Source organism: Alcaligenes sp. SJTW-7 (assembly GCF_047716895.1).
In the GTDB taxonomy this organism is placed as follows: Bacteria; Pseudomonadota; Gammaproteobacteria; order Burkholderiales; family Burkholderiaceae_B; genus Alcaligenes; species Alcaligenes ammonioxydans.
In genome coordinates this window covers 20,016-45,324 of the sequence record NZ_CP136682.1, presented here as the reverse complement: position 1 = coordinate 45,324, position 25,309 = coordinate 20,016, and the positions used below count along the sequence as shown (strand labels likewise).

The window sequence follows — 25,309 nt, the reverse complement described above, 5'->3', positions numbered from 1 at the left end:
TCATGCTTGAAAATGTTCCTCTGGTCCCTCTGCGCGTATTTGTCGCGGTGGGCCGACAAGGTAATTTCACCCGTGCAGCCCAAAGCCTGGGGATCACCCAAAGCGCAGTCAGCCGGCATATCGCCACCCTGGAAAAAGTCAGCAAGCAGGCTCTGTTCATTCGACGCGGCCCCTATATTGAGCTGACGGCAGCCGGCCTGCAGTTGTATGACACGGTCAAAGATGCGATGGCCACTCTGGAGATGGCCATTCAACAAATCACCCATCAGCAGGATCAGCACGAACGGCTGAGAGTCCGCACCTCCATGCCCAGCTTTTCAATGACGGTGCTGGTGCCCATGCTTGGCCAGTTCACCGCTCAGCACAATTGGCAGATTGATCTGATCACCAATCTGTCGCCACCCCGTCCTAATGAAGCGTTTGACGTGCTGATCAGCCGTGACTTGAGCCTGCCCGACAGCGAAAGCTGGGAGCTCATACGCGAAGAACTGGTATGCGTGGCAGCGCCCGCCTTAATCCAGCAACATAGCAGGCAGGCCTGGGAGCACTGGCCTATGGTGACCGCACGCTCACGACCGGACATGTTGGGTTTATGGGCTTTGGATCAGGGTATTGAGCCTTCACGGCTGCTGTTGAGCGCCACCTACGATCACCTGTTTTTCGCAATTGCCGGGGCCATTGCCGGCTCCGGATTTCTAGTTGTGCCGCGTTTACTGGTGATGGATCATCTACGCGATGGCGTTCTGCGGGAAGTCGGCCCTGGCCAAGTCGCCACGGGCGCAACCTACATGGCCTATGTCAACGCACAATCACCCCAGCAAAGTGAGGCCCGCCAGTTTTGCCGATGGTTGAAAAGCAGCTTGCGACAACGCATTGCGCCTTGAGGCCGTTCACGTCATGTCGCTGATTCGGTCAGGCTCTGCGACGTCGCAACTGACTGATCCAGCTATAGGCGCTGACCAAGGTAATGCCCATCAACACCAGTAAAGCGCCCATCACAAAACGGGGTTCTATGGGCTCACCCAGCAAAAACGCCCCGAACAGAACACCGAACAAAGGGGTGGCGAAGGAAAAGACCCCCAGACGCGACGCCTGATAGTTACGCAGCAACCAGAACCAGACCAGAAAGCTCAAGAACGCCACCACGACGGACTGAAACACCAGGCTGGCGACCAGCAAGCCTGACCATTGAATCTCGGTTTGTCCGGTCACGGCAGCAGCTACCATCAGAATGACAAAAGCGCTGAACAGCTGATAGAGCAAGGCTTCCGAAGGCGGGACGGCAGACAGGCGCGTGCTACGGATCAGCACGGTGGTAAAGCCCCATAAGGCCCCCGCCGCCAAGGCCATCAAATCGCCTATCAGCATGTGCCCCACATCGGCGCCGTCGGGGCTGCCCGGCCCCAGAAAAGTAATCGCAATACCCGCCACCGCCAGCCCGATCCCCACCCATTGCAGGCGCGCCAGCCGCTCAGAGGGCAAAAGCAGGTGCAGGCCCAGGGCTGCAAACACCGGTGCCGTGTACAGAAACACCACCACATGCGCGGCCGAAGTAAAACGCAAGCTCTCGCCCAGCAGCAAATACTCCAGCGCAAACAACAGGCCGGCCATCAGTCCCGGTTTCCAGGCCCCTTCAGTAAAAGCCAATTTGTGCGTGCGCACCAGAACCAGCAGGGCCACCAGCACGCAGGCCACGCCCGAGCGCAGGCCAATCTGAAAGACAGGCGCCATGTCATTGGCCGTAGCCTTGAGCAGAATCTGCTGAAAACTCCAGATCATACACAGGACCAGCATGGCACCACTGGCCAGGGCATCCAGGGGTTTACGTTCATTGCTCATCAGGCAGGGGGACTCGGACAGAAAAAATTGATTATCCGCGAAAAACGGCCGAATCAAAACGGGCCGCCCGCTTCTTTACCCTCGGATAAGCCTTAATTGATATATCAAAAAGCTCTACCTAGAATGATTTAAGCCTAAAAAACAGCACCAGGCGTGGGAGACAGCCATGACGCTCAGCAATACCGACCGGGTACGAATCGAACTGGAGCACCGCATTGCCAGCGGTGATCTGCCGCCGGGCAGCGCCATTGACGAGTCCTTGCTCTGCACCTTCTTTCGGGTGTCACGCACGCCGGTGCGTGAGGCCTTGCTGCAACTGGCCGCCACCGGTCAAGTGCGCATCGCCCCGCGTGCCGGTATTTTTGTCACCCAGCACACCATTGAGGAACTGGAAGAAATGCTGGAAACCCTGGCTTTGCTCGAAGGTGCCTGTACCCAACTGGCCGCCTACCGGATCAGCAATGCCCAGATTCGTGAGCTGGAGCGTTTGCAAAAGCGGGGCGCCAAGGCCTTGCAGGACAAGAGTCTGGGCGATTACGCCGCCTATAACGCCGAACTGCATGCCCTGGTTCACAGCATTGCCGGCAACTCCTTCATGGTGCAGCAGATTGAACATCTGCGCCGTTTGACCAATCCCTATCGTCATCGTCATCTGGATCAGGAAAATCGCATGGAACAGTCCTGGCATGAGCATCAGGCACTGACCCAGGCACTGGCCCTGCGCGATGGCCCCAGCGCCATGCAGGCCGCGGCCAGCCATGTGCTGTCCGGTGCTGAATCCCTGCGCCGTGTCGCCCAAGCCCATCCCGAAAAATGGGAGTTCGACAAGCGCGAGCGCTACAGCTGGCTCAATGCCCAGCTCAATCCCTTGGCCGGATTTTATATGCGGCACTAATTCATAACTAGCTAAAAACAACCACTCATACCGAGGAGACTTTCTCATGTTTGCAAGCCGTTTCACACGGCGGGCGCTGGCTGCGCTCGTCCTGACATTCAGCCCTGTGGCCGCCTTACACGCTGCCGAGCCCATTCGTCTGGTCGTGGGCTTTGCCCCCGGCGGCGGCGTCGATACCCTGGCGCGGGTAACCGCCCAGGCGCTGAGCAAAGAACTGGACCGCACCGTCATTGTGGAGAACAAATCCGGCGCAGGCGGCACAATTTCTGCCGACTATGTGTCCAAATCCCAAGCCGACGGCAATACGCTGCTGTTTGCAGACACCTCTTTGCTGGTCGCACCTTATATCTACCCGGCTTTGCGCTACGACCTGCAGCGCGACTTTGCCCCGATCGGCATGGTCGGTCAGTCCGATCTGGCTTTGGCAGTCCCCGGCGACAGCCCCGTCAAGAACGTGGCCGAACTGGTCGAAGCCATCCGCAAATCTCCCCCTCAAACCGAAACCTTTGCCTCGGTGGGCGTGGGCTCGGTACACCACCTGGGTGGCGAGCTGTTCGCCTTGAAAACCCAGACAGAACTGGTGCATGTCCCATATCGCGGTGGCGCCCCGGCCAGTCAGGCACTGGCTGCCGGCGAAGTCTCCATGTCCTTTGCCAGCCTGGCCTCTTCGATCGGCCTGGCCAAGTCTGGCCGTATCCGTCTGCTGGCCACCTTGTCCGAGCGCCGCTTTCCCGGCATGCCCGAGCTGCCCAGCGTCTCGGAAACCATCGCCGGCTATAGCGTGACGCCGTCGCTGTTCATGCTGGCACCCCAGAACGTGGACCCGGCCTTTATCGCCACGGTCAGCAAAGCCCTGGAAAACAGCATGCAGCAACAACAGGTGCAGGACGCGTTCCTGGCCCAAGGCTCCGTTGCCGGCTATCAAGATGCCCAAGCCACCGAACAATGGCTGGGTGAAGAAACACAACGCTGGGCCAAAGTCATCGAAAGTGCCCAGCTCGACTTTAAACAATGAACCAAGCAGCTACTGTTATGACGACTGACAACTCTGGCGCCCAGCGCCCCGTACTTGGCCTGATCGTGCCACCAGCCGCCGGTCTGGTGCCTCCGGAAGGCCCGGAAATGTACCCGGAAATTGACTTCATCGCCCAAGGCCTGGCGCTCAGTTCCGTGGACAAGGAAGGCTATGACCAGGTTATTGACCAGGTCGTCGACGCCGCTCAAAAGCTGGCCGCTCGGGGAGCCCAGGCCGTGTCCTTGATGGGGACCTCACTGAGCTTTTACCGCGGCTCGGACTTTAACGAGGAACTGGTGGCACGCCTGCGCGAATCCACCGGTCTGCCATGCTCGACCATGAGCCACGCCATTTTGCGCGGCCTGCGTGTCAGCGGCATCGAACGGGTTGCGGTCGCGTCTTCTTATATTGATGACGTGAACCAGCGTCTGGTCCGCTTTCTGGCCCAGAACCAGATTCAGGCCGTGTGCGCGTATGGTTTGGGCGTCAATGACGTCACCGCCATGTCGCAAATCAGCACGCAAGAGCTGGTCGATCTGTGCCTGAAAACATGGGACATCGCCCAAAAGCAGGCTCCCGGTCAGGCACAAGGTCTACTGCTGTCTTGCGGTGGTCTGGTCTCGCTGGAAGCCGTGCGTCAGGTCGAGGACAAACTGGGCGTCACCGTCGTGTCCAGTTCCCCCGCTGGCTTCTGGGATCTGGTGGCGACAGCTGGCCTGGATTTATTCCCACAGGGGATGGGACGACTGGCACAAACGCGTCAAACCGCCTGATACCACGATATGGACAGCCCCTTGTCCGCACCCGCGGGAAGGGGCACATAAGACGCTATGGTTGGACACCACAACCACGTAGCGTGTGCCACCCCACAGTCGGACGTGACCGGTTCGGTGTCCACGCAACGCAAAAGGCGGTTCCGGCCTCCCAGCGTCGCGGTAACCCAGGCTAAGCCACATCCAGCTTGAATTGCTCATCGTGCATAGACACGAAAAGCCCCCACGCTACGCCTTCGGTGTGCTGCCCGCCGAGGAGGAGCTTGTTGTCTTGGGGCGGCCCGGCGACAAAAAACCCGCACGCGCCTGGACTCCCTCTACGCTGTCACGGCATACCAGCGCCTGATCGGCATCCATATAAATGCCCAAGCGATTCAACGCATTGGCGACCTGATTCACCGATTCCTTGGTCATGCGAATAATCGCCGCAGGCGACTCCGAAGCCCGCTTGGCTAAAGACTGCGCCACTGCCACGGCCTGACCGGGTTCGCAGACTTCATCCAGCAAGCCCCATTCCAGCGCCTGTTCAGCACCGAAACGTTCGGCCAGCAAGATGGCTCGTTTGGTACGGGCCGCTCCCAGCATGTTCACCATGCGCGGAATGGCACCCCAGCCCATATTCAGCCCCACCTTGGCCTCGGGCAAATACAGAAATGACGCTTGCGAGGCCACACGCCAGTCGCAAGCCAGCGCCAGGGCGACCGAGCCTCCCACCGCCGCGCCTTCAATGGCGGCAATAGTCAGCTGCGGCAGCTCTTCCCACAGGCGGCACAGACGCGCGCCCCGCTGGGCCACATCCCGACGCTCCAGCAAACCGGCCTGTTCGTCATTCCACTTTTGCGGGTCCTTCAGATCGATTCCAGCCGAGAAAATATCCTTGGCCCCCGTCAGCACCACCGTGTGAATCTCCAGCGACAAGGCCAGATCCTGCGCCACCTGCGTCAAGGCCAGCAAGGTGTCCTGATCGATCGCGTTGCGGTTCACGCCGCGATCAAAGCGCACCAGTGCGTGGTCGCCCGTCACCTTGACCGTCACACTGCGGCCATATTTGCGTTTCATGAATGTCTCCCCAAAGGTACGGAAAAATCAGCTCTGCGAGCGGTGGCTTCCGTCACTGCGCGACAGGCGTGTGACGTAGCGGAATTCATAAGGCGGGTAAAAGCTGACCGCCACTTCCATGACCTTGCCCGCCTGATTGCGGAAGGTACGGATAATCAGCAAGGCGGGGTCCGCATCTTCGTAACCCAGAAAGCGGGCGACATGCGGGGGAAAGCGCGAGGCGGAAATTTCCATCTCGATGGTTTCCACCACTTCGCCACAGTGCTCCTCCAGCAGCGGATAGACACCCCCGGGTTGGGTGGAAATCAGATCCGCCACCGCCTGGTATTCCTTGCGCAGATAGATATCTGTCCAGGAAATACCGCGCTTGCTGCCCGGCACGCTGCGATAGGTCTCCACCTTCACCCAATCGGACGGTTCACCGTCCAGCGCGGTCTCCGGCGGCTGCTTGTCCACACCCGCCGCCTTTTTATGCACGTGCAGATCGGTAAATTCCAGATAGCGTTGCAACTGATCCGTGGTATCTAGCGCCAGGCCGAACTGCGGCTTGGGATGCTGGCGTATCACGGTGGTACCGGCACGGCGACGCCGCTCGATCAAACCCAGATCGGTCAGCTTGCGTATGGCTTCACGCGCCGTGTGCCGACCGACCCCGTACATCTCGCACAGCTCCATCTCGGTAGGCAGCTTGGAGCCGACCGGGTAATGCCCCGAACGGATCAGCTCCAACAAGCGATCGCTCATGTTCTGATACAGGGTTGGCTTGGCACTGGACTGGGATTCGTTGTTTGCCATACGGTTTTCAGTTTAAAGAGACAGGCGGCGCATCGCAGCCAAGGTGTCGCGGGTGAACTGCTCCGGACATTCACTTTGGGGAAAATGCCCGATGCCCGGCCATTCTATATATTCCACCGGAACTTTGCCTTCTCGCAGCAAGCGTTCAACCTCTCGGGCGGACTCTGGTGGCACGGACCAGTCCTCGCTGCCTTCCACAATCACCACCGGGCAGCGAATATCGCTCAAAATCTGCTCCATCCGAAAGCCGCCAAACGCGCAGATATCCGCAAAGGCCACCGCCGGAATGCAACGTCGGGCATCCGTCACCACTTCGAGCGCACGCGTCGGGTCGGACAGGGTGCCCATCAGGGTTCGGAAGGTCACTTCAAACCAGTCGCCCGGGTTGATGCGCGCCATCTCCAGAATGCGCGGGTTATAGCCGGAGGACTTCACTACATTGACTGACGCGCCATCGACCAGCACCAGACCACGAATCCGCTCGGGCGCCATGGCAGCGGCCTGGGCGACAACGCCCCCGCCCATGGAATGGCCCATCAAGACCGGATTCCGGATACCCGCCGCCTCCAGGAACTGCAGCAGATACTGCGCGTTCTGGGGAGTCGCGGTATGCGGCCCGCCAGCCGGCATGCCGCTTTTGCCATGGCCGGGCAAATCCAGCGCATACACCGTGTAAAAGGGCGCAAAGTGCTCCAGCACATATTGCCAGGACAGACTGTCCTGGCTGGCGCCATGCACCATCACCAAGGCCGGACCGGAACCGGCCAGATCGTAATAGGCACGGATACCGTCCGCGGTTGTCACATAAGGCATGCTCAGACCTCCAGCTCGCCCGTCAGACGGGTCAAGGCATACAACAACATCCAGTTCTGCACGCAGGCACGCAAATCGCCTCCCACAACCAATCGGTGCTGACGCACCAAGCGGTTAAATGGAAAGCCCTGGGCCAGATCCGCAAAGGCGGCACGATCACCTTCCAGCCAGAACGGCACCTCACGCGGCCCTGTGCCTGCCTGCACCCCCTGTTCTGACACGGCCAGCCAAATGTGCTCGCCGGTGTCAGTATTGCGCAGCGCCACACACACATCGGCCAAAACGCTGTGCTGCCGTACAAACTCATCGGCGCTGGCGCGTTGCGCCCAGGCAGCCAGCACCGCAGGATCAAACAGAGATAACGAAGTCAGCATCAGACATACCTTTGTCGAAGAAGGAACTTCTGCACTTTGCCCGACGAGGACTGAGGCAGGGAATCCACAATAAAGATGCGTTTGGGTACTTTAAAGCCCGATAGTTTTTCCCGGCAAAACGCACGCAAGGCTTCCACATCCGGTTCGCGCCCCTTGGCCGGCACAATGGCCGCGACCAGCTCCTCGCCCCAATATTCATGCGGCAGGCCAAACGCAGCAGCCTCGCGCACATCGGTGTGGCTGGCCAGACAGTTTTCCACTTCCAGCGCGGCCACATTTTCCCCGCCTGTCTTGATCATATCTTTGCTGCGGCCCATGAAATAGGCAAAGCCTTCATCATCCACACGAATCACATCGCCCGTGTGCAGCCATCCCTCGGCATCCAGCACCTGAGCGGTCAGCTCGGGCTGGCGCCAATAGCCTTTAAAAACCGTGGGGCCGCGTACCTGCATCTCGCCAGGGCCACGCTGATCGGGCAGCACCTTGCCGTCTGCATCGACCAGTCGATATTGCACATGCCGCCACAGGTAACCGATGGAACCGGGATGCTCCAGAATCTCCTGCGTGTAGCGATTCTTGATCGTGGTGACACAGCTTTCCGTCATGCCAAAGCCCCAGCTGAACTCGGCATTGGGAAACACGGTGCGAATCAGGTCCTGACGCCACTGGCCCAAAGGCGCAGCCGCAGTCTGCACAAACCGGGCCGCGGGCAGGGACAGCTCCTTGAATTCCGGATGATCGGTAAGTCCCACCCACATGGCAGAGAGCAAGAACACATGCGTAGGCTGATACAAACGCAATGCATCCATCACCGCATCGGCGTCGAAGCGCGGCACCACATGCAAGCTGCCCCCTGCGTACAAGATCGGGCCATTGATGACCCCGAAGCCCCCGATATGAAACAGCGGTGTCGCCAGCAACGAGCGGCTCGTGGCATCAATGCCCAGCTCCATGATGTAGTTCACGGCATTGGCCGACAGATTGCCGTGCGTCAGCATCGCCCCCTTGGGGGCCGATGTCGTACCCGAGGTATACATGATGATGGCCACATCCTCATCATCCACACGACCAAAGCGATACTGCACCGGGTCGTCCCCGCGGGGATCAGGCAAAGACTCAGGCAGTTTTTCCAGCCACTGTACAGCACGGCTCAAACCACCCGCAGACTCGATCTGCTCACGCAAGGGCCGGTAGGCCGGGTCCACAATGCACACCGTGGGCTGGGCATCATCCAGCAGGTAGCGCAACTCGGCAACGCCATAACGGGTATTGACCGGCACCAGAGAAAAACCGCCTACCGCCGTGGCATGCAGCAAGGCCAGATAGTCGATGGAATTGGGTGTCATGATCGCCACCCGGTCCCCCGATTTCACCCCCAGCCCGTTCAGATAAGCCGACAAGGCGCGCGCACGGGCGCAGAACTGGGCAAAGGACAGTGCCTGGCGATCGTCCGAGACCGCAACCTTGTCGGGGTAGCGCTCGGCGTTAAACATGGCGACCTGGTAAATATTAGGCATGATGCGATGACTCTCCGGCGTGACCCAGATAGGCCGCCGCAATCTGTGGGTTGTTCATGATGTCCCTGCTGTGCCCGGACAGGCTCAAACGCCCGGTTTCCAGCACCACGGCATGTTGCGACAGCTTCAGAGCCAGACGGGCATTTTGCTCCACCAGCACAATCGTGGTGCCGTCCTGGCTGATCTGGCGGATGGCGCGCGCCACCTCCAGCGTGACGGCAGGCGCCAGGCCCAAGGAAGGCTCATCGAGCAACAGCAAACGCGGTCGGGACATCAACGCGCGACCAATCGCGCACATCTGTTGCTCACCTCCAGACAGGTGGCGCCCCTGGCTTTGCTCCCGTTCCAGCAGACGCGGGAAATAGGCGTAGATACGCTCCAGATCCACCGTGATGTCGGCCTGATCCTTGCGCAGATAGGCTCCCATCAAGAGGTTCTCGCGTACCGTCAATTCAGGGAACAGCCGCCGACCTTCGGGGGACAAGGCAATGCCCAGAGTCACCCGGCGCTCCGCGCTTAAGTCCTGAATGGGCTGGCCTTCGAGCCGGATTTCTCCTTCGGCCACCGGCACCAGGCCGCTAATGGCTTTCATCAAGGTCGATTTGCCCGCACCATTGGCTCCGATCACGGCACACACACTGGCTTCTTCTACTGCAAAACTGACCTTGTCCAAGGCCCGTACCGCGCCATAGGACACACTCAAGTCCTTGATTTCCAGCATGGGCACAGGCTTGTTGACCTTGGGCGCTCCCTGACCAGCCGTAGAGACCGAAGCCGAGCGTCCCGTCCCGTTTTGCGCCGCGTGGGCCTCCACGGCTGGCTCCAGCCCCGGCTCCTTGTCCAGATCCGCACCCAGATAGGCTTCAATCACCCGCGGGTCCTGACGCACTTGCGCGGTCGGGCCTTCGGCCAGCAAACGACCGTTAACCAGCACCACCAGCTTTTGGCACAGGCGCATCACCAGGCCCATATCGTGCTCAACCACCACCACATCAATGCCACTGGCATGGATGCGTTCGATCAGGTCGGCCATGGCCACGGTTTCCACCGGGTTCAGGCCAGCAGCGGGCTCATCCATTAAAAGAAGGCGCGGCATGGCGGTCAGGGCCATGCCCACACCCAAAATCTTCTGCAAACCGTAGGCCAGTGAATCGGCCTGCTCATTGGCGACAGACTCCAGGCCAATCAAGGCCAAGGCCTGTTCTGCCTGCCGCGCGGCCTCTTCGCGGCCACGACGCACACCCCAAGGGTTGAACAGCGACCAGGGGGAGGGAAACTGACGGAACAGGGCAGCGCGATACAGGTTTTCAAGTACCGTATGACCGGCAAAAACATGCGTCATCTGGAACGTGCGCACCACGCCCTGACGCGCCAAGGCTGCAGCCGGACGACCCGTAATGGCGGCACCATCCAGGGTGACCACACCCGCACTGGGTTTGGTCGTACCGGCGATCAGGTTGAACAGCGTGGTTTTGCCAGCTCCGTTAGGACCGATCACCCCGGTAATCTGACCGGGAGCAGTGCTAAAGGACACCTCATCGACCGCACGGATACCACCAAAATGTCGGCTCAGGCCCTGGACATTCAATTGCACGCTCATGCGGCCTCCTTGCGCGCGCCGCGCCACTTGTTCCACAGTCCGGCCAGTCCTTGCGGCATGAACAACAGCAGCAGAATCAAGGTCAGGCCGTAGATCAGGCGTTGATACTGCTGCAGGTCGCGCAGCAACTCCGGCAAGGGGATCAAGATGGCTGCGCCAATCACCGCACCGGCCAATGCCCCCACACCCCCGAGCACATTCATGATGACGGCGTTCACCGCTGTCCAGAAACCGAAGGAATCGGGCGAGATATAGCCTTGATAGTGGGCGTACAAGCTGCCCGTCCAGCCAGCAATCAGGGCGCTAAGAACAAACACACTGACCCGGAAACGCAGCACATTCAAGCCTCCGGAGCGCACCAGTTGTTCGTTCTGGTGCAAGGAGTCGGCCACCATGCCCCATTCGCGACGGTACAAGGCCCGCAGCACGAAATACACCAGCAGCGCAAAGCTGACCACCATCAGGTACACGCCATACCGCCCTTCGGGAATCGGCAGGCTGTCCTGCAAAGGCGGAATCTGCCCAAAGCCGTTATTGCCGCCAAACAGTTCGTGGAACTCGATAAAGCACAGCACCACGGCTTCGCCCAGGGCGAAGGTCAAGAGTGCGAAATGCACACCCTTGATACGCATAAAAATAGGGCCGGTGATCACAGCCAATGCTGCCGTCAGTACTCCGGCGCCCAAAAACGCGGCTGGAAAAGACCAGCCATAATCCCGGCTCAAAATGGCCGAGGCATACGCCCCCAGCCCGAACAGGGCACCATGCGCCAGCGAGAGCTGGCCGATGCGCAGCACCAGATTCATGCTCATGGCCAGGCAGGCGTACAAGGACACCATGATGGCCAGATGCAGGGCAAAGCGAGGCTGTCCGGCCCACACGGGCCAGCCCAGCAGCACCGTCACCACCACGGCATGCCAAACCCAGTTCAACACGCCATCGCGCGGATAAAAAGACACTGTCTTGATCGCGCTCATGACGATTTCCCCATCAAGCCGCTGGGCTTGACCAGCAACACAGCCATCACGATCAGGAAGGACAGCATGGTGGCCACGGTCGCGTTATAGAAGGTAGACGCCACCGCCTCGGTGACGCTCAGAATCAAGGCGGCCACCACGGCACCGGGCAAGCTGCCCAGGCCCCCCAGGACCACAATAATGAAAGCCTTCACCACTACGGCTTCGCCCATATAGGGATGCACGGTATAGACGGGTGCCATCAGAGCGCCAGACACACCCGCCAAGCCACAGCTCAGTGCAAAGGTGAAGGCCATGATCTTCCAGGAGCTGACGCCTTGCAGACGCGCCACTTCCCGGTCCTGCGCCACCGCACGTATGGTCATGCCGATACGGGTGCGCTCAATCAAGAAGTAAAAGGCCGCCAGCGCCAGCACACTCATGCCGACGATCAACAACTGGTCCTTGGCGAAAAACGCCTGACCGATCTGCCAGGCGCCTTCCACCGGACGGCGTACCGATTGCTCGTCCACCGAGAACAGCAGCGAAATCCCGGCTTGCAAGGTAATCGCCAACGCCAGGGACATGATCATGCCGCCCATCTCGTCGCCCACAAAGCGACGGAACAGGCCACGTTCAGCCAGTAAACCCAGGAATCCCACCAGCACGGCAGCGGCCGCGATAGAAGGCAGATAGGACCAGCCAAACTGTCCGTAAAACACATACATGGCATACGCGCCCAGCATGTAGAACTCGCCGTGGGCGAAGTTCACCACCCGCAAGATGCCAAACACCAATGTGAAGCCCAGGGCTACCAGGGCATACACAAAGGTGGACATCAGGGCGATGATGGCGATTTGCATTGCAATCTGCATCATTGCTAACCGTATCAAGGGGCACTGCACCCGCGTGGCGCAGTGCGAACTGAGACAAGCCCGATATTTAACGGGCGTCGAACTTGTTGATGACCTTGGCCTTGCCATCCTCGATCACGCCCAGATAGGCCGGGGTCGCGATCTGGTGGTTCACGCCGTAAACATCTTTGCCGCCCCAGACAATGGCGCCCTGAATGCCGTCATAGCTGGTATTGGCCTCAATGCGGGCACGCACGGCATCGGTATCCTCCACCGTGCCGGCTTCCTGGATGGCCTTGAACAGCAGACGGGTGGCATCGTAGAAGTAGAAAGCAAAGTCATCCATGCTGTTGCTGTGGATCTTGGCGTAGGCCTGGCTCAGCTTCTGATAAGGCTCGCTGGACGGATCAGCCGATAAATAGACCAACGTGCCTTGTGCGTTGTCAGCACCGGCAGACTTCACGGTTTCAGCCACATTATTGCCACCAAATTTGGTGAACTGGCCTTTGAATCCCATCTCTCGCGCCTGGCGAATCACGATACCGGCCGGGCCGGGGGGCACCGTATCCAGTTCGATAAAGTCCACATTTTTGGCCAGAATGCTGGTCAGCAAGGTACGAAAGTCATTTTGCGACCGCTCAAAGAACTTGGTCTCGGCTACGTCGTAACCGGCATCCTTATAAGCAGCCGTCTGAATTTTCTGGGTGCTCCAGCCGGTGGCGTCATTGGGCGAGAGAATCGCCAGACGTTTCAGCTCAGGACGTTCCTGTTTCAGCCAGCCAATCAACTGGCGGTTGTATTCATACTGCGTAGGCAGCACGCGGAACATATATTTTGTGTTTGCATCCAGCACTTCGGTCGAGTAGCTGTTGGACAGCATGATGACCTTGTTGCGCTCGGTAATGGGCTTCATGGCCATGACCGAGGCCGAGCCAATCGGGCCGATGATGTATTTCACTTCGTCCTGATCGATCAGACGGTTGGTGGCCGTGACCGCATCGGCAGCCTTGTAATGATCGTCGTAGGTCAACACCTCAACCTTGTATTTCTTGTCGCCCACCTGCAGACCACCGGCCTGATTGACTTCATCCACGGCGATTTTCACGCCTCCATCAATCGCCAGTCCCCAGGGCGCGCCTGGTCCCGTCATGCCTCCCACCACACCCAGCTTGAGCGTTTGAGCCTGCGCGCCCAGCGCGGCCACCATCCCTGCGACCGCCAGTACACTCCGAATCCCGTTTTTCATGGACCTGCTCCTATTAATTGACCGGACATAATTATTGTTTGATACGAACAATATAATAAGGAGGCGATACTTGTCTACGGAAATATGGATTGATAATGACCTTATAACCAGCGCACACAGAGCGATTCGTCTGAAGTTAAGGGAAAACACCGACCCAGTCGGTCAAGCTATTTGTACGGACCTTAATTCATATGTTTATAAAAAAAACGCATAACGAATGCAGTCACCTGCCTGCCAGACAGAGCACACCGCTGGCAGGCTGACAAAAAAGCCGCTTTCCATCATGGAAAGCGGCTTGCAGTCCAAACATGTCTCTACCCAGCATTTACAGATTCACAGACTGCATATATTGGTCAAAGCGTGCTTCCGCAAAGCGGAACCACAACAGCTCATCTTTTTGAAAGGCACGGTAGTCGGCATAGATTGTTCGCCATTGCGGATTGCTTTCACTCAGTTCGGCATACAACTGCTCGCTGGCCTTGAAAGAAGCGTCCAGCACCTCTTTGGAGAACGGCAGCACCTTGGCTCCCTGCCCAACCAGTTCTTTCAAGGCACCCGGGTTGCGAGCATCGTATTTGGCCTGCATATCCAGGTGTGCATAGGTGCTGGCCGCCGCGACGATGTCTTTGTAATGCTGGGACAAGCCCTCATAGGCTTTCTTGTTCACCAGCAGATCCAACCCTACTGAACCTTCCCACCAACCGGGGTAATAGTAATAGGGCGCGACCTTGTGAAAGCCCAGTCGCAAATCGTCATACGGCCCCACCCACTCAGCGGCATCAATGACACCCTTTTCCAGGGCCTGGTACACCTCGCCACCGGCGATGTTCTGCGGAATGCCACCCAGCTTTTCAATCACCTTGCCCGGCAGTCCCCCAATGCGGATCTTCAGCCCCCGGATGTCATCCGGCGTATTGATCTGCTTGCGAAACCAGCCCCCCATTTGCACCCCGCTATTGCCACAGGGGAAATTGACGATGTTGTAGTTGGCATAAAAATCCCGGGTCAGCTTCAAGCCATTGCCGTGATACATCCAGGCCGTCAACTGCCGGGAGTTCATGCCAAAGGGGATGGCACAGCTCAGGGCAAAGGCTTCGTTTTTACCAAAGAAGTAGTAGGGCGCCGTATGGGCCGCTTCCACCGAGTTTTGCTCAAGCGCATCCACCACCCCCATCGCCGGCATCAGCTCTCCGCCCGCATGCACCGAGATAGTAAATTTGCCATCGCTCAGTTCCCGCACCTTCTGGGCAAACACTTCGCCCCCGCCATAAATCGTATCCAGATTCTTGGGGAAGCTCGATGCCAGTCGCCAGCGCAGATTCTCTTGCGCCTTGACAAGGGCAGGGGCCATGCCACTGGCCACAATACCGGCCAGGCCGGTCAGTTTCAGCATTGCTCGTCGTTCCACGCTTGTGTCTCCTCGTTTTATTTATGCGAAATCAGCAGCTTGTCCCCCAACGGCCAAGCTGCCTGCGGGACGGATCAATCAAACATATCGGGCTGGGTGCGCAACAGGTTTTCCCAGATGGGCTGAAAGTGCAGCCAGCCAATGTATTCACTGCCTACGTGCTCACGGCTGTAGCGGGCGCGTTCGGGCGTCACCAGCGTCGGAGTCATGCCGGTTGCGGCAATCATCAATTGCTGCTGGCAGCAGCGTTCCAGCGCAATAAACCAGAAAGCAGCCGCTTCAATGCTGTGGCGGCTGGCCGTCAGCAAACCATGGTTCTGGTGGATGGCCGCCTTGACACCGGCAAAGGCATTGGCCACTTTGTGACCCGCTTTGGTTTCCACCGCAACCTGACCGGCTTCTTCGCGAATGACGACATGGTCTTCAAAAAAGGCGGCCGCATCCTGCGTAATGGGCAAAATCTCCTGCCCCAACGAGGCGAAGGCCGTGCCATAGACGGTATGCGCATGGCACATCGCCACAATGTCAGGATGAGCCTCATGCACAGCGGCATGCAGCACAAAACCCGCGCGGTTCAGGGCGTAATCCCCTTCCACAACCTTGCCTTCATGGTCTGCCAGGATCAGGTTCGATACCTTCACGTCAGCAAAGTGCACGGCCATGGGATTGGTCCAGTACAAGCTGGGGTGCTCGGGATCGCGAATGGTCAGGTGGCCTGCGAAACCATAGTCCAGACCATGAAGCGCAAAAGCACGGCAGGCGGCCACCAGGCGCTGCTTCAAATGCGTGCGCGCTTCCTCAAAAGAATCGAATTGAGGCTCTTGCGGGTAGATCAGGCCTTGCTGTTCGGGCTGGTAAATCGACTTTCGGCCCGTCATGGCCAACATTTCATTGATATCGGGTTTAGCGTTCATGGGAGGGTCTCCTTCGGGTTCGGCAAGATGTTGCGTTGCCCGCACGCCAGCCCATCGAGCGCAGCGTACGGGTAAAACGTAAAACCATGGTAGAGGTCGAAAACCATGAATGACAAACGAAGCTTTTTCAGCTATTGATTAAAAATATTCACCTGAACAAGGCGCCACTGATGCGAGCCATTCCAAATTTCGCCTGGTTACGGGCATTTGAATCCGCCGCCCGCTTAGAGAGTTTCCGCTTGGCAGGCGACGAGCTGCACCTGACCCCCTCGGCCATCAGCCATCAGGTCAAAAGCCTGGAAACGCATCTGGGTCGCAATCTGTTTGTGCGCCATAACCGCCGTGTCAGCCTGAACAGTCACGGTCAGCAGTTCTATCGGGAGCTGAGCCCCTTGCTGGACCAGTTGGCCCGCTTGTGCGAGGACACCCAGGGCAAGACCGCAATTCACCCGGCGCTGACCGTGCATTGCGCCCCCAGCCTGGCGGTCAAATGGCTGGGACCACGTCTGCATGCTTTCATGCGCGATCATCCTGGCCTGCCCATCCATCTGCGTACCGACGCCACTCCCCCGGATCTGCATCAGTCCACCGACATTGACTGCGTCATCAGTTACGGACACGCACCAAGCCACGACCCCCGACTGGTGGTCGAGTCGCTGCATCCCGAACCGTTGTTGCCCTTGTGCTCACCCAAGCTCTACGCCAGTCTGGCCCTGCACCAACCCTGGTACCTGCACCTGCCCCTGATCGACTCCACCATCAGCCCGGTCAGTTGGGCGGACTGGTTCGGCAGCAATGGCATGGCCGTCTCTCCCGGCCCCAGGCTGTCCTTTGATCGCGGCGCCATGGCGGTAGCCGCTGCCGTGGACCAGTTGGGCGTCTGTCTGGAAACCCAACGTTTTGCCGAGCGCGAACTGGACAACCGGGAGCTGATCGTTCTGCCCGCTCCCAATGGTCGCAGCCTGCAGCGCGAGATGCATTTTCTCTACTACCGCAATCACCGCGACACGCTCAAACGCGTGGAACACCTGCGTGAATGGCTACTGCGCGAGGCCAGCCTCAGCCCCGTGCGCTGAGCAAACACACTGCCCTAGGGATTTCCCCCGACCTGACAATTTTTCCTTGACACCTCGAATATCGCCCCACAATACTGGACTCTGTATACAGAACACAGAATCCACCAAAAGGAGGCAGTATGAAGGTGTTTTATGACAAGGACGGCGATCTGGCCCTGGTGCAGCAACGCCGGGTTGCCATCATCGGCTACGGCTCTCAAGGCCATGCACATGCATTGAATCTGCGCGATTCTGGCGTGGAAGTGGTTGTGGGTTTGCGCCCCAACAGTACCTCGCGTCCAAAGGCCGCCATTGCCCGTCTGGCTGTGGCCGACATCGCGTCTGCCGTTCAACAAGCCGACATCGTGATGATGCTGCTGCCTGACGAGGACATTGCCCGAGTCTACGAGCAGGAAGTCGCTCCCCACATCCGCCCCGGCGCCACGCTGGGCTTTGCCCACGGTTTCAACATCCATTACGGTCAGATCCAGCCCCGCGACGATCTGGACGTCATCATGGTCGCCCCCAAGGCGCCCGGCCACACGGTGCGCTCCACCTATGTGGAAGGCGGCGGGGTTCCCCACCTGATCGCCATTCATGCCGACCGTTCCGGTCAGGCTCGTGACCTGGCCCTGTCCTACGCCATCGCCAATGGCGGCGGGCGCTCCGGCATCATCGAAACCGATTTTCGTGAAGAAACCGAAACGGACTTGTTTGGCGAGCAGGCGGTGCTCTGTGGCGGCATGGTGGATCTGGTCAAGTGTGGCTTCGAAACCTTGGTCGAAGCCGGCTATGCCGAAGAAATGGCCTATTTCGAATGCCTGCATGAACTCAAGCTGATTGTGGATCTGCTATACGAGGGCGGCATCGCCAACCTGAACTACAGCATCTCCAACAATGCCGAATTTGGCGAATACCAGGCCGGTCCACGCATCGTGACCGAAGACACACGCCAGGCCATGAAAGCGCTGCTGCGCGACATTCAGGACGGCACCTATGCCAAGAATTTCATCCTGGAAAGCCGTGCCGGCCAACCCTCTTTGAATGCCCATCGACGCCTGAACCAGCGCCACCGCCTTGAAATCGTCGGCGAGCAGCTGCGCGCCATGATGCCCTGGATTCAGGCCCAGGCCCTGGTCGACCGAAAAGTAGCCTGACCCTTCCACCATTGATCTGTACACGAGGACGACATGACCGAAAAAAAACTGATTCCCTACGGCGGCTATTACACCAACCGCATCCCCGAGCATGACCCTGAACTGACCGAAGTAGGCCCTGGCACGCCCATGGGCGAGTACATGCGTCGTTTCTGGCACCCCGTTTGTATGGCGGCAGAGCTGACAGACACGCCCCGCTTTCTGAAGATCCTGGGTGAGGAACTGGTCGCCTTTCGCGACAAAAGCGGCCAGATCGGCGTCTTGCACGCCCATTGTGCGCACCGTGGTGCCTCGCTGGAATACGGTGCCATTCAGGAAAAGGGCATCATGTGCTGTTACCACGGCATGGTGTTCGACGTGGACGGCACCTGTCTGCATGTGCCGTACCCCAAAGGCGAAGAGGCCGAAGGCGAAAAATATGCCTGCTCCATCCGTCAGGGTGCCTACAAGGCCTTCGAGCGCCATGGCCTGATTTTTGCCTATATGGGCCCACCCGATGCCGAACCACCTTTCCCCGAATGGGAGGAAAACTTCACCGTCATGCCCGGCGATGAACTGGTGGCTTTCAGCAACTTCCAGCACTGCAACTGGCTGCAAGTACAGGACAATGCGGCCGACAACTTCCATCCCACGGCCTTGCACGCCGCCAAAAACGTGGTGGGCGGCAACTACCAGGGCACCACCTTCGATGAGGTGGGCGCGGCCTCCATGGAAGTGGCGCCCGACATGCAGTTCATCCCTGTCCACAACGGTCGCAGTCTGGCTTGCGCCGGCGCGCGTCGTGCCAGCAAGGATCATCTGTTTATCCGTGTTCAGCACCAGGTACTTCCCAACCTGAGCCTGCATGCCTACACCTCGGAAGATGGCTCGCAAGAAAAATTCTTCAGCCGCTTTCACATCGTGCGCTGGACGGTGCCGGTAGACGACCAGAACAGCAAAATGATCGGCTGGCGCGTCATGGGGCCAGGGATTGATACACGCGCAGTGGGCAACAAGGACATGGTGGGCTATGAGACCATCGACTTTCTGGAAGGGCAGGTCGCCATGCGACGCCCTGAACGCTTCGGCAAGTACAAGCTGGAAGACCTGCCGCCCATCCCGTCCGATCACCGTGCCCGCCACAACTACAAGGAATGCCAGCAGGCACCCGGCGATTACGAGGCCATCATCAGCCAGCGTCCGATTGCCGTCCATGCGCTGGAGAACCCGACCAAGTTTGACGCTGGCTTGTACATGTTCCGCAAGATGCTGCGCGATGCCTTGCGTGGCGCCAACCCGGCCGCCACCCCGGAAGGCTTTGCCCAATGGCTCAAAGACTGCGGTGGCGCGCCCAACAGCTACTGTTCGGGCAATGTGCTGTCCATCCCCGAGTCCGACGATGTGGCGCAGGAAGTCTCCCGCCGCCGCCATGCCACCCGCGAGATCGTGCGCATCCTGACCTCTGCCGATGGCATGAAAGGCGCCGAACGTGAAGCCTTCGTCAAGCAAAGCATGCAGGAATTGCAACAATCGCTCAGCGCTGTCGCTGCCCAGGCCTGATCGCCCGCCGCACCCGCCCCATCGGAGCGGGTGCCCCCTACGGAGAGCACCATGAACGCCATTGCAGAACCCGCCACTCCCGTCCAGGCGGTCACCCAACCAGACGGGCTGCTATCGCTGCAGATCCGGCAGATCCGCTACGAAGCGCAGGGTATCAATTCCTACGAGCTCTGCTGTCCTCACGGCGGGGAACTCCCCCCTTTCGAAGCCGGGGCCCACATTGATGTCCATATCCAGGCCGGACTGATCCGCCAATACTCGCTGTGCAACCCGCCGCATGAGCGTCACCGCTACGTCATTGCTGTCTTGCGCGATGCCAATGGACGAGGCGGTTCACGCACCTTGCACGACGCCTTGCAGGTCCAGCAGCAGGTAACCGTCAGCACACCCCGCAATCATTTCAGACTGGACCCGCACGCCCGCCGCTCCATCTTGCTGGCCGGGGGGATAGGCATTACCCCCATCAAGGCGATGGCCCACTTTCTGGAATCTCAGGGCCAGCCCTTTGAATTGCACTACTGCACCCGCAACACCAACACGGCAGCCTTCGGCCCTGAACTGCGCAGGTGGCAGGAACAAGGCCGCCTGCATCTGCATCTGGACAATGGCAATCCGGCACAAGGTCTGAACCTGCAGGACTTGCTGGCCAATACAGATGAAGGCACCCACGTGTATTACTGCGGCCCAGCCGGTTTCATGCAGGCCTGTGCCCAGGCCAGCTCACACTGGCCTGCCGGTTCCGTGCATTGCGAACACTTCAAGGCGCCCGAACCCGCCCCCAATGCCAATACCCTGCCTCCCGGTGCCTTCGTGGCGCAAATTGCCAGTACCGGCCAGTGCATTGAGGTTGCCCCCGATCAATCCCTGAGCGATGCCTTGACACAAGCAGGCGTGCCTATTGCCACCTCCTGCGTATCGGGCCTGTGTGGCACCTGTCGCATCACCTACCTGCAAGGGGATGTTGATCACCAGGACTACATCCTCAGTCCCGATGAGCAAAGCCATTGCCTGACCGCCTGCGTTTCACGCGCACGCTCGGACGTACTGGTTCTGGACCTGTAAGGCCATCCCCTGGTCCTGGCTCCCGCCAGGGCACACCCCATTTACTTCGGGCACGATCGTGGCCCAAGGAGTCACCACAGCACCTGCTACCACGCGGCTTGCACACGTCCGCTATCAAACACTCCCCGGCAGCACAACGACGAACACAACAATATTCGCGGAGACAAAAATGACTGCATTGAAAACCATGGTGGGGGGAATAGACCACCTGAACCGCTGTATCGGATTCATCATCAAATGGCTCTTGCTGGCCACCACCATTCTGAGCGCCAGCAACGCCATTACTCGCAAGGCCTTTGACCTGAGTTCCAACGGCATGCTGGAAGCTCAGTGGTACCTGTATGCGGCTGTCTTTCTCTTGGGAGGGGGCTACGCATTTCTGCATAACAGCCATGTTCGCATCGACTTCATCTCCACCCGCCTGGGGGCGCGGGGACGCAACTGGGTCGATATCGCCGGGATTGTTGTCGTCCTGATCCCGTTCTGTCTTTTTGTCATTAACCTGAGCTGGGGCTTTTTCACCGCCGCCTGGCATTCAGGTGAAATGTCCGGCAATGCCGGTGGACTGGTGCGCTGGCCCGCCTATCTGCTGATTCCCGCCGGCTTTAGTCTGCTGTTGCTGCAAGGCTTGGCCGAGCTGGTCAAACGTATCCTGTTCTTGACAGGCAAAGGACCGGACTGCATTGCCGAAGATAACGCCCAGGACACGCCTATTCATGTGCCTGCCCAAGCGCTATCGACTGTCCAGGAGGGCGCGCGATGATTGTCTCCTTTATCACGGACAACTTCGTCCCCATCATGTTCCTGAGCCTGATTGTGCTCCTGCTGACCGGCTTTCCCGTCGCGTTTGGCCTGGCGGCCACCGGGCTGATTTTTGGCGTTCTGGGCATCGCCCTGGATCTGTTTCCCACCAACCTGTTCCAGGTTTTGCCGCTGCGCATCTTTGGCATCATGCAAAACGAGACCATGCTGGCCATCCCTTTTTTCACCTTGATGGGCATCATTCTGGAACGCTCGGGCATGGCTGAAGACCTGCTCGAGACCATGGGGCAGTTGTTTGGCGCCGTCCGCGGCGGTCTGGCCGTCTCCGTGATTCTGGTTGGCGCCTTGCTGGCAGCCTCCACCGGCGTCACCTCGGCGGTTGTCATCTCCATGGGCCTGATCTCCCTGCCTGTCATGCTGCGTTACGGCTACAAGCCGGAAATCGCCAGCGGCGTCATCACGGCCTCGGGGGCACTGGTGCAAGCCTTGCCACCGTCTCTGGTTCTGATTGTGATGGCCGACCAGTTGGGCCGGTCCGTCGGTGATATGTATGCCGCTGCGCTGGGCCCCGGTTTGCTGCTGCTGGTGATCTACATCAGCTTTGTCATCATTCTGGCCTTGCTTCGCCCCAGCTGGATGCCCGCCTTGCCTGAGCAGGCCCGAAGCCAGGTCACCGCCGCGGGCGCCAGCGGACGCCGGTCACTGGGCATGCTGGTTCTGTTGTGCGCTTTCATCGGCTTTACCTGGGCAGGTCTGCACAACGAAGTCATGGCCCAGGTCTTTTCCCAGCCGGCTCAGGCCCCCACGGATCAAGTTGCCATCACTGCCCTGGTTGTCGCCTCCCTGAGCGCACTCCTGTTTGCGACCGTCAATCGGGTTACAGGCTGGGGGCTGCTCTCGCAGCTGGCAGAACGCTTTGTCTTCGCCCTGATCCCTCCGGTCATCCTGATCTTTCTGGTACTGGGCACGATTTTCCTGGGTATTGCCACACCCACGGAAGGCGGTGCCATGGGTGCTATTGGTGCGCTAATCCTGGCCCTGATCCGCAAACGCCTTAACTGGACCTTGCTGAACCAGGCCCTGGAAAATACCGCCAAGCTGGCTATTTTCGTCATGTTCATCCTGATCGGCTCGACAGTCTTTAGCTTCACCTTCAGCGCCGCAGACGGCCACCTGTGGGTAGAGCATCTGTTTGATGCCATTCCCGGCGGCGAACTGGGGTTTGTCATTGCCGTCAGTGCCATCATCTTTGTGCTGGGCATGTTTTTGGACTTCTTTGAGATTGCCTTCATTGTGGTACCGCTGCTGGCACCCGTTGCCAACAGCCTGGGCATTGATCTGATCTGGTTCGGCATTGTCATCGCCCTGGTCCTGCAAACCTCCTTTCTGACACCGCCTTTTGGCTTTGCTCTGCTGTATTTGCGTAGCGTGGCACCCCGTTCAGATTATGTGGATTCAATTAGTCGCCAAACTATTCCTCGGGTTCGTACCCAGCAGATCTGGAAGGGCTCAGCCTACTTCGTCGTACTACAATTGCTGGTGGTCGGTATTGTGATTGCCTATCCGCAGTTGGTGACGGGTGGACTGCACAAGACGGTCAGCCTGAGCGAAGAAGAAATTCTCCTCCAGCTCAACCGACCTTCGCCCAGCCTGACACCCGGTGCGCGGCAGGCCGATGACCCGCTTGGCAACCCCTTTGACGCACAGGCGAGCTCGGACTCGGACCCCATGGCCATGCTTTTGCAATCCATGCGTTCCACGCCTTGATGAAACCCGGGGCCGCAACGCCGTTGCGGCCTTCACCTGTTTTTTTGTTTGTATCGGAGTTCCAGACCTCATGCATGCCAAGCTTTCCGGTAAGTTGCAGGCCCGTCCCCACTACGTGGACGAGGTTTATCGCATCCTGCTCGATGCGATCAGTGACGGCTCCCTGGCCCCTGGCTCGCGCATCACGCAAGAAGACATCGCCGAGCAACTCAACGTATCGCGCTCGCCGGTCCTGCAAGCGATCCAGTTACTGAAAAAAGATGGGCTGTTGCAAGATGCCGAAGGGCGGGGCGTGATGGTCGCGCCACTGGATCTGGAACATATCGGGCATTTGTATCAAGTACGTGGCGCTCTGGAAGTCCTGGCGACCCGGCTGGCGGCACGCCAAAGTGCCGTGCTGGACCCGGACCTGATCCGCATGGGACGCAAGGTGGCCCGGGGGCACGATGTGCGCGCCATGATCGAAGCCGATGAGGCCTTTCACAAGGCCATTTACGACGCGTCCGGCAATCCCATGATCGCTGAAAGCGCCCAAGTCCACTGGGTGCACCTGCGCCGTGTCATGGGGGCAGTACTGCAATCTTCAGAGCAGCGCCTGTCCATCTGGGACGAGCATGAAGAGCTGGCTGCGGCCATTGCATCGGGTGACGAAGCAGGTGCCATCGCCATCTGCGAACGGCATATGCACAACGCCAGCGACAAACTGCTGAGCCGTCTGCAGGAAATACTGGAACAACCGGTCTGAGGAAACGGCAAAAGAATGCCACTGCACAGCCTTAGGTCACGCGCCGGTTCAAACAAGCTGTGTGAAAAAGAGAGGTGTGCAGGGAGTCCGGAGCCGCCGCCGCAAACTCCCCGGGCGCCTGCCTGAATACCTGCCCGTCAAAGCGCGGCTGCTCGTCCATCACGGCTACGGTTAAACCCTGCGAGCTGGCGATACAGGCAAAGGGGCAAGCTCAGGAACGACACGGCAGGCGGTATGCACGCTACGTGGCAAAGAATCCAGGTTCAGGCTGGGTTTGCGTCCCAGATCCGCGATCCCATACGGTGATGCAGCTTAGAAGGCCAGCAAACGCCAAGCAGCACCGTGCCTTCGGCAGTTTGCTTCAAGAACAGGCTTCGTCCCACGTACTGGAACAGGTAAACCGTTTAACCCTCTTCTGCAAACTGCTGCACCTCGGCAGGGGTCAAATAACGCGACTCTCCGGGCTCCAGACTGTCATCCAGGGAAAGGGAGCCAATACGCTCACGATGCAAGGTCTGAACCAGATTCCCCAGGGACGCGAACATACGTTTCACCTGATGGTATTTCCCTTCCTGGATGGTCAGCCTTGCGGTGCGTTCATCAATGCGTTCCAGCACGGCTGGCAGCGTTGGCTTGTCCTCGCCATTTAACAAGATACCGGCCTTGAACAGTTCTTCTGCATTGTCAGGCAAAGGCTCTGCCAATGTCGCCACGTAGACCTTATCGCACTGATGACGGGGCGAGATAATACGATGCGTCCACTGGCCGTCATCCGTAATCAAAATCAAGCCGGTAGTATCCACATCCAATCGACCGACGGTGTGCAAGCGTTCGCGCTTTTCTACATCGATCAGCATCATCACGGACGGGTAGGCGCTATTTTTAAGGCTGCACTCGTAACCAGCGGGCTTATTAAGCATGATGTAACGCAGGCCAATCAAGGCAAGCGGCTCATCGTCCCAGCACACCACATCGCCCTCTTGCACAACGTGGGTGCCTTTGGTCACCACCTCCCCGTTAACCGTGATCTCCCCGCTTTTAAGCACTTTACGTGCGTCTGAACGACTCAGATCCGTACTCTCACCAAGAAACTTGTCCAGTCGCATACCATTTCCAAACAAAGAGTTATTGAATAATTTATAGCGTCAGCGCTATCGACCAAGA

Annotated in this window: 24 protein-coding genes; 11 read left to right on the top strand and 13 right to left on the bottom strand. The window is 58.9% G+C overall.

Going from position 1 to position 25,309, the window contains the following annotated elements; all coding sequences use genetic code 11:
* The first annotated feature begins 2 nt into the window (after positions 1–2).
* Positions 3–884 carry a LysR family transcriptional regulator gene (locus RSQ48_RS00180; RefSeq protein ID WP_059318420.1) on the top strand — a complete coding sequence of 294 codons (882 nt, stop codon included), beginning with the start codon at positions 3–5 and terminating at the stop codon, positions 882–884.
* Positions 885–912: 28 nt separating this feature from the next.
* Here RSQ48_RS00180 and RSQ48_RS00175 read toward each other — a convergent pair whose 3' ends face one another.
* The gene (locus tag RSQ48_RS00175) at positions 913–1,839 is read right to left on the bottom strand and encodes a DMT family transporter (protein WP_415302021.1); all 927 of its coding nucleotides are present in this window, start codon (positions 1,837–1,839) and stop codon (positions 913–915) included.
* 166 nt (positions 1,840–2,005) lie between these two features.
* Between RSQ48_RS00175 and RSQ48_RS00170 the strand changes: the two genes are divergently transcribed.
* From RSQ48_RS00170 to RSQ48_RS00160, 3 genes are read left to right on the top strand one after another with little or no spacing between them, the layout of a single operon-like run.
* The gene (locus RSQ48_RS00170; protein WP_003800716.1) at positions 2,006–2,734 is read left to right on the top strand and encodes a GntR family transcriptional regulator; all 729 of its coding nucleotides are present in this window, start codon (positions 2,006–2,008) and stop codon (positions 2,732–2,734) included.
* Positions 2,735–2,780: 46 nt separating this feature from the next.
* Entirely contained in the window at positions 2,781–3,749 is a 969-nt protein-coding gene (locus RSQ48_RS00165; protein ID WP_003800718.1) for a Bug family tripartite tricarboxylate transporter substrate binding protein, read from the top strand.
* Positions 3,750–3,766: 17 nt separating this feature from the next.
* Positions 3,767–4,522 carry a hypothetical protein gene (locus RSQ48_RS00160; protein ID WP_003800720.1) on the top strand — a complete coding sequence of 252 codons (756 nt, stop codon included), beginning with the start codon at positions 3,767–3,769 and terminating at the stop codon, positions 4,520–4,522.
* 228 nt (positions 4,523–4,750) lie between these two features.
* Here the strand turns inward: RSQ48_RS00160 and RSQ48_RS00155 are convergent, their stop codons facing one another.
* The 11 genes from RSQ48_RS00155 to RSQ48_RS00105 form a co-directional block, all read right to left on the bottom strand.
* Positions 4,751–5,581, bottom strand: coding sequence for an enoyl-CoA hydratase/isomerase family protein (locus RSQ48_RS00155; protein WP_003800723.1), 831 nt, complete (start codon positions 5,579–5,581; stop codon positions 4,751–4,753).
* Positions 5,582–5,608: 27 nt separating this feature from the next.
* Positions 5,609–6,376 (bottom strand): GntR family transcriptional regulator, encoded by a 768-nt coding sequence (locus RSQ48_RS00150; RefSeq protein ID WP_059318421.1) that lies wholly within the window; start codon positions 6,374–6,376, stop codon positions 5,609–5,611.
* A gap of 12 nt (positions 6,377–6,388) precedes the next feature.
* Positions 6,389–7,189: an alpha/beta fold hydrolase gene (locus RSQ48_RS00145; RefSeq protein ID WP_003800726.1), complete on the bottom strand. Its 801-nt coding sequence runs from the start codon at positions 7,187–7,189 to the stop codon at positions 6,389–6,391.
* 2 nt (positions 7,190–7,191) lie between these two features.
* Positions 7,192–7,563, bottom strand: coding sequence for a hypothetical protein (locus tag RSQ48_RS00140; RefSeq protein ID WP_003800728.1), 372 nt, complete (start codon positions 7,561–7,563; stop codon positions 7,192–7,194).
* Positions 7,563–9,080 (bottom strand): class I adenylate-forming enzyme family protein, encoded by a 1,518-nt coding sequence (locus RSQ48_RS00135; RefSeq protein WP_003800730.1) that lies wholly within the window; start codon positions 9,078–9,080, stop codon positions 7,563–7,565. The genes RSQ48_RS00140 and RSQ48_RS00135 overlap by 1 nt, the downstream gene beginning before the upstream one ends.
* Complete coding sequence (locus tag RSQ48_RS00130) at positions 9,073–10,680, bottom strand: ATP-binding cassette domain-containing protein (RefSeq protein WP_415302020.1); 1,608 nt, start codon at positions 10,678–10,680, stop codon at positions 9,073–9,075. The genes RSQ48_RS00135 and RSQ48_RS00130 overlap by 8 nt, the downstream gene beginning before the upstream one ends.
* On the bottom strand, positions 10,677–11,657 hold the full coding sequence (locus RSQ48_RS00125) for a branched-chain amino acid ABC transporter permease (protein WP_131071112.1): 981 nt from the start codon (positions 11,655–11,657) through the stop codon (positions 10,677–10,679). The genes RSQ48_RS00130 and RSQ48_RS00125 overlap by 4 nt, the downstream gene beginning before the upstream one ends.
* The gene (locus RSQ48_RS00120) at positions 11,654–12,514 is read right to left on the bottom strand and encodes a branched-chain amino acid ABC transporter permease (protein ID WP_003800738.1); all 861 of its coding nucleotides are present in this window, start codon (positions 12,512–12,514) and stop codon (positions 11,654–11,656) included. Before RSQ48_RS00120 ends, RSQ48_RS00125 begins: the two co-directional genes overlap by 4 nt.
* A gap of 64 nt (positions 12,515–12,578) precedes the next feature.
* On the bottom strand, positions 12,579–13,736 hold the full coding sequence (locus RSQ48_RS00115; protein ID WP_003800741.1) for an ABC transporter substrate-binding protein: 1,158 nt from the start codon (positions 13,734–13,736) through the stop codon (positions 12,579–12,581).
* 325 nt (positions 13,737–14,061) lie between these two features.
* The gene (locus RSQ48_RS00110) at positions 14,062–15,144 is read right to left on the bottom strand and encodes a TRAP transporter substrate-binding protein (RefSeq protein WP_059318425.1); all 1,083 of its coding nucleotides are present in this window, start codon (positions 15,142–15,144) and stop codon (positions 14,062–14,064) included.
* Positions 15,145–15,218: 74 nt separating this feature from the next.
* Positions 15,219–16,058, bottom strand: coding sequence for a class II aldolase/adducin family protein (locus tag RSQ48_RS00105; RefSeq protein WP_003800746.1), 840 nt, complete (start codon positions 16,056–16,058; stop codon positions 15,219–15,221).
* Between the two features lie 170 nt (positions 16,059–16,228).
* Here RSQ48_RS00105 and RSQ48_RS00100 point away from each other — a divergent pair, with 170 nt between their 5' ends.
* From RSQ48_RS00100 to RSQ48_RS00070, 7 genes are all read left to right on the top strand, one after another.
* Positions 16,229–17,134: a LysR substrate-binding domain-containing protein gene (locus RSQ48_RS00100; RefSeq protein ID WP_039943134.1), complete on the top strand. Its 906-nt coding sequence runs from the start codon at positions 16,229–16,231 to the stop codon at positions 17,132–17,134.
* A 119-nt stretch (positions 17,135–17,253) separates the two neighbouring features.
* Positions 17,254–18,270: a ketol-acid reductoisomerase gene (gene ilvC, locus RSQ48_RS00095; protein WP_003800751.1), complete on the top strand. Its 1,017-nt coding sequence runs from the start codon at positions 17,254–17,256 to the stop codon at positions 18,268–18,270.
* 33 nt (positions 18,271–18,303) lie between these two features.
* Positions 18,304–19,809 carry a Rieske 2Fe-2S domain-containing protein gene (locus tag RSQ48_RS00090; RefSeq protein WP_003800752.1) on the top strand — a complete coding sequence of 502 codons (1,506 nt, stop codon included), beginning with the start codon at positions 18,304–18,306 and terminating at the stop codon, positions 19,807–19,809.
* A gap of 51 nt (positions 19,810–19,860) precedes the next feature.
* A complete protein-coding gene (locus RSQ48_RS00085; RefSeq protein WP_240209149.1) occupies positions 19,861–20,871 on the top strand; it encodes a PDR/VanB family oxidoreductase in 1,011 nt (336 codons plus the stop codon).
* Between the two features lie 169 nt (positions 20,872–21,040).
* Complete coding sequence (locus tag RSQ48_RS00080) at positions 21,041–21,634, top strand: TRAP transporter small permease subunit (RefSeq protein ID WP_003800755.1); 594 nt, start codon at positions 21,041–21,043, stop codon at positions 21,632–21,634.
* On the top strand, positions 21,631–23,400 hold the full coding sequence (locus RSQ48_RS00075) for a TRAP transporter large permease (RefSeq protein WP_131071109.1): 1,770 nt from the start codon (positions 21,631–21,633) through the stop codon (positions 23,398–23,400). Before RSQ48_RS00080 ends, RSQ48_RS00075 begins: the two co-directional genes overlap by 4 nt.
* A gap of 70 nt (positions 23,401–23,470) precedes the next feature.
* Positions 23,471–24,145 carry a GntR family transcriptional regulator gene (locus RSQ48_RS00070; RefSeq protein ID WP_059318429.1) on the top strand — a complete coding sequence of 225 codons (675 nt, stop codon included), beginning with the start codon at positions 23,471–23,473 and terminating at the stop codon, positions 24,143–24,145.
* A gap of 404 nt (positions 24,146–24,549) precedes the next feature.
* Here the strand turns inward: RSQ48_RS00070 and RSQ48_RS00065 are convergent, their stop codons facing one another.
* The gene (locus tag RSQ48_RS00065) at positions 24,550–25,251 is read right to left on the bottom strand and encodes a pseudouridine synthase (protein ID WP_003800762.1); all 702 of its coding nucleotides are present in this window, start codon (positions 25,249–25,251) and stop codon (positions 24,550–24,552) included.
* Positions 25,252–25,309: the final 58 nt, after the last annotated feature.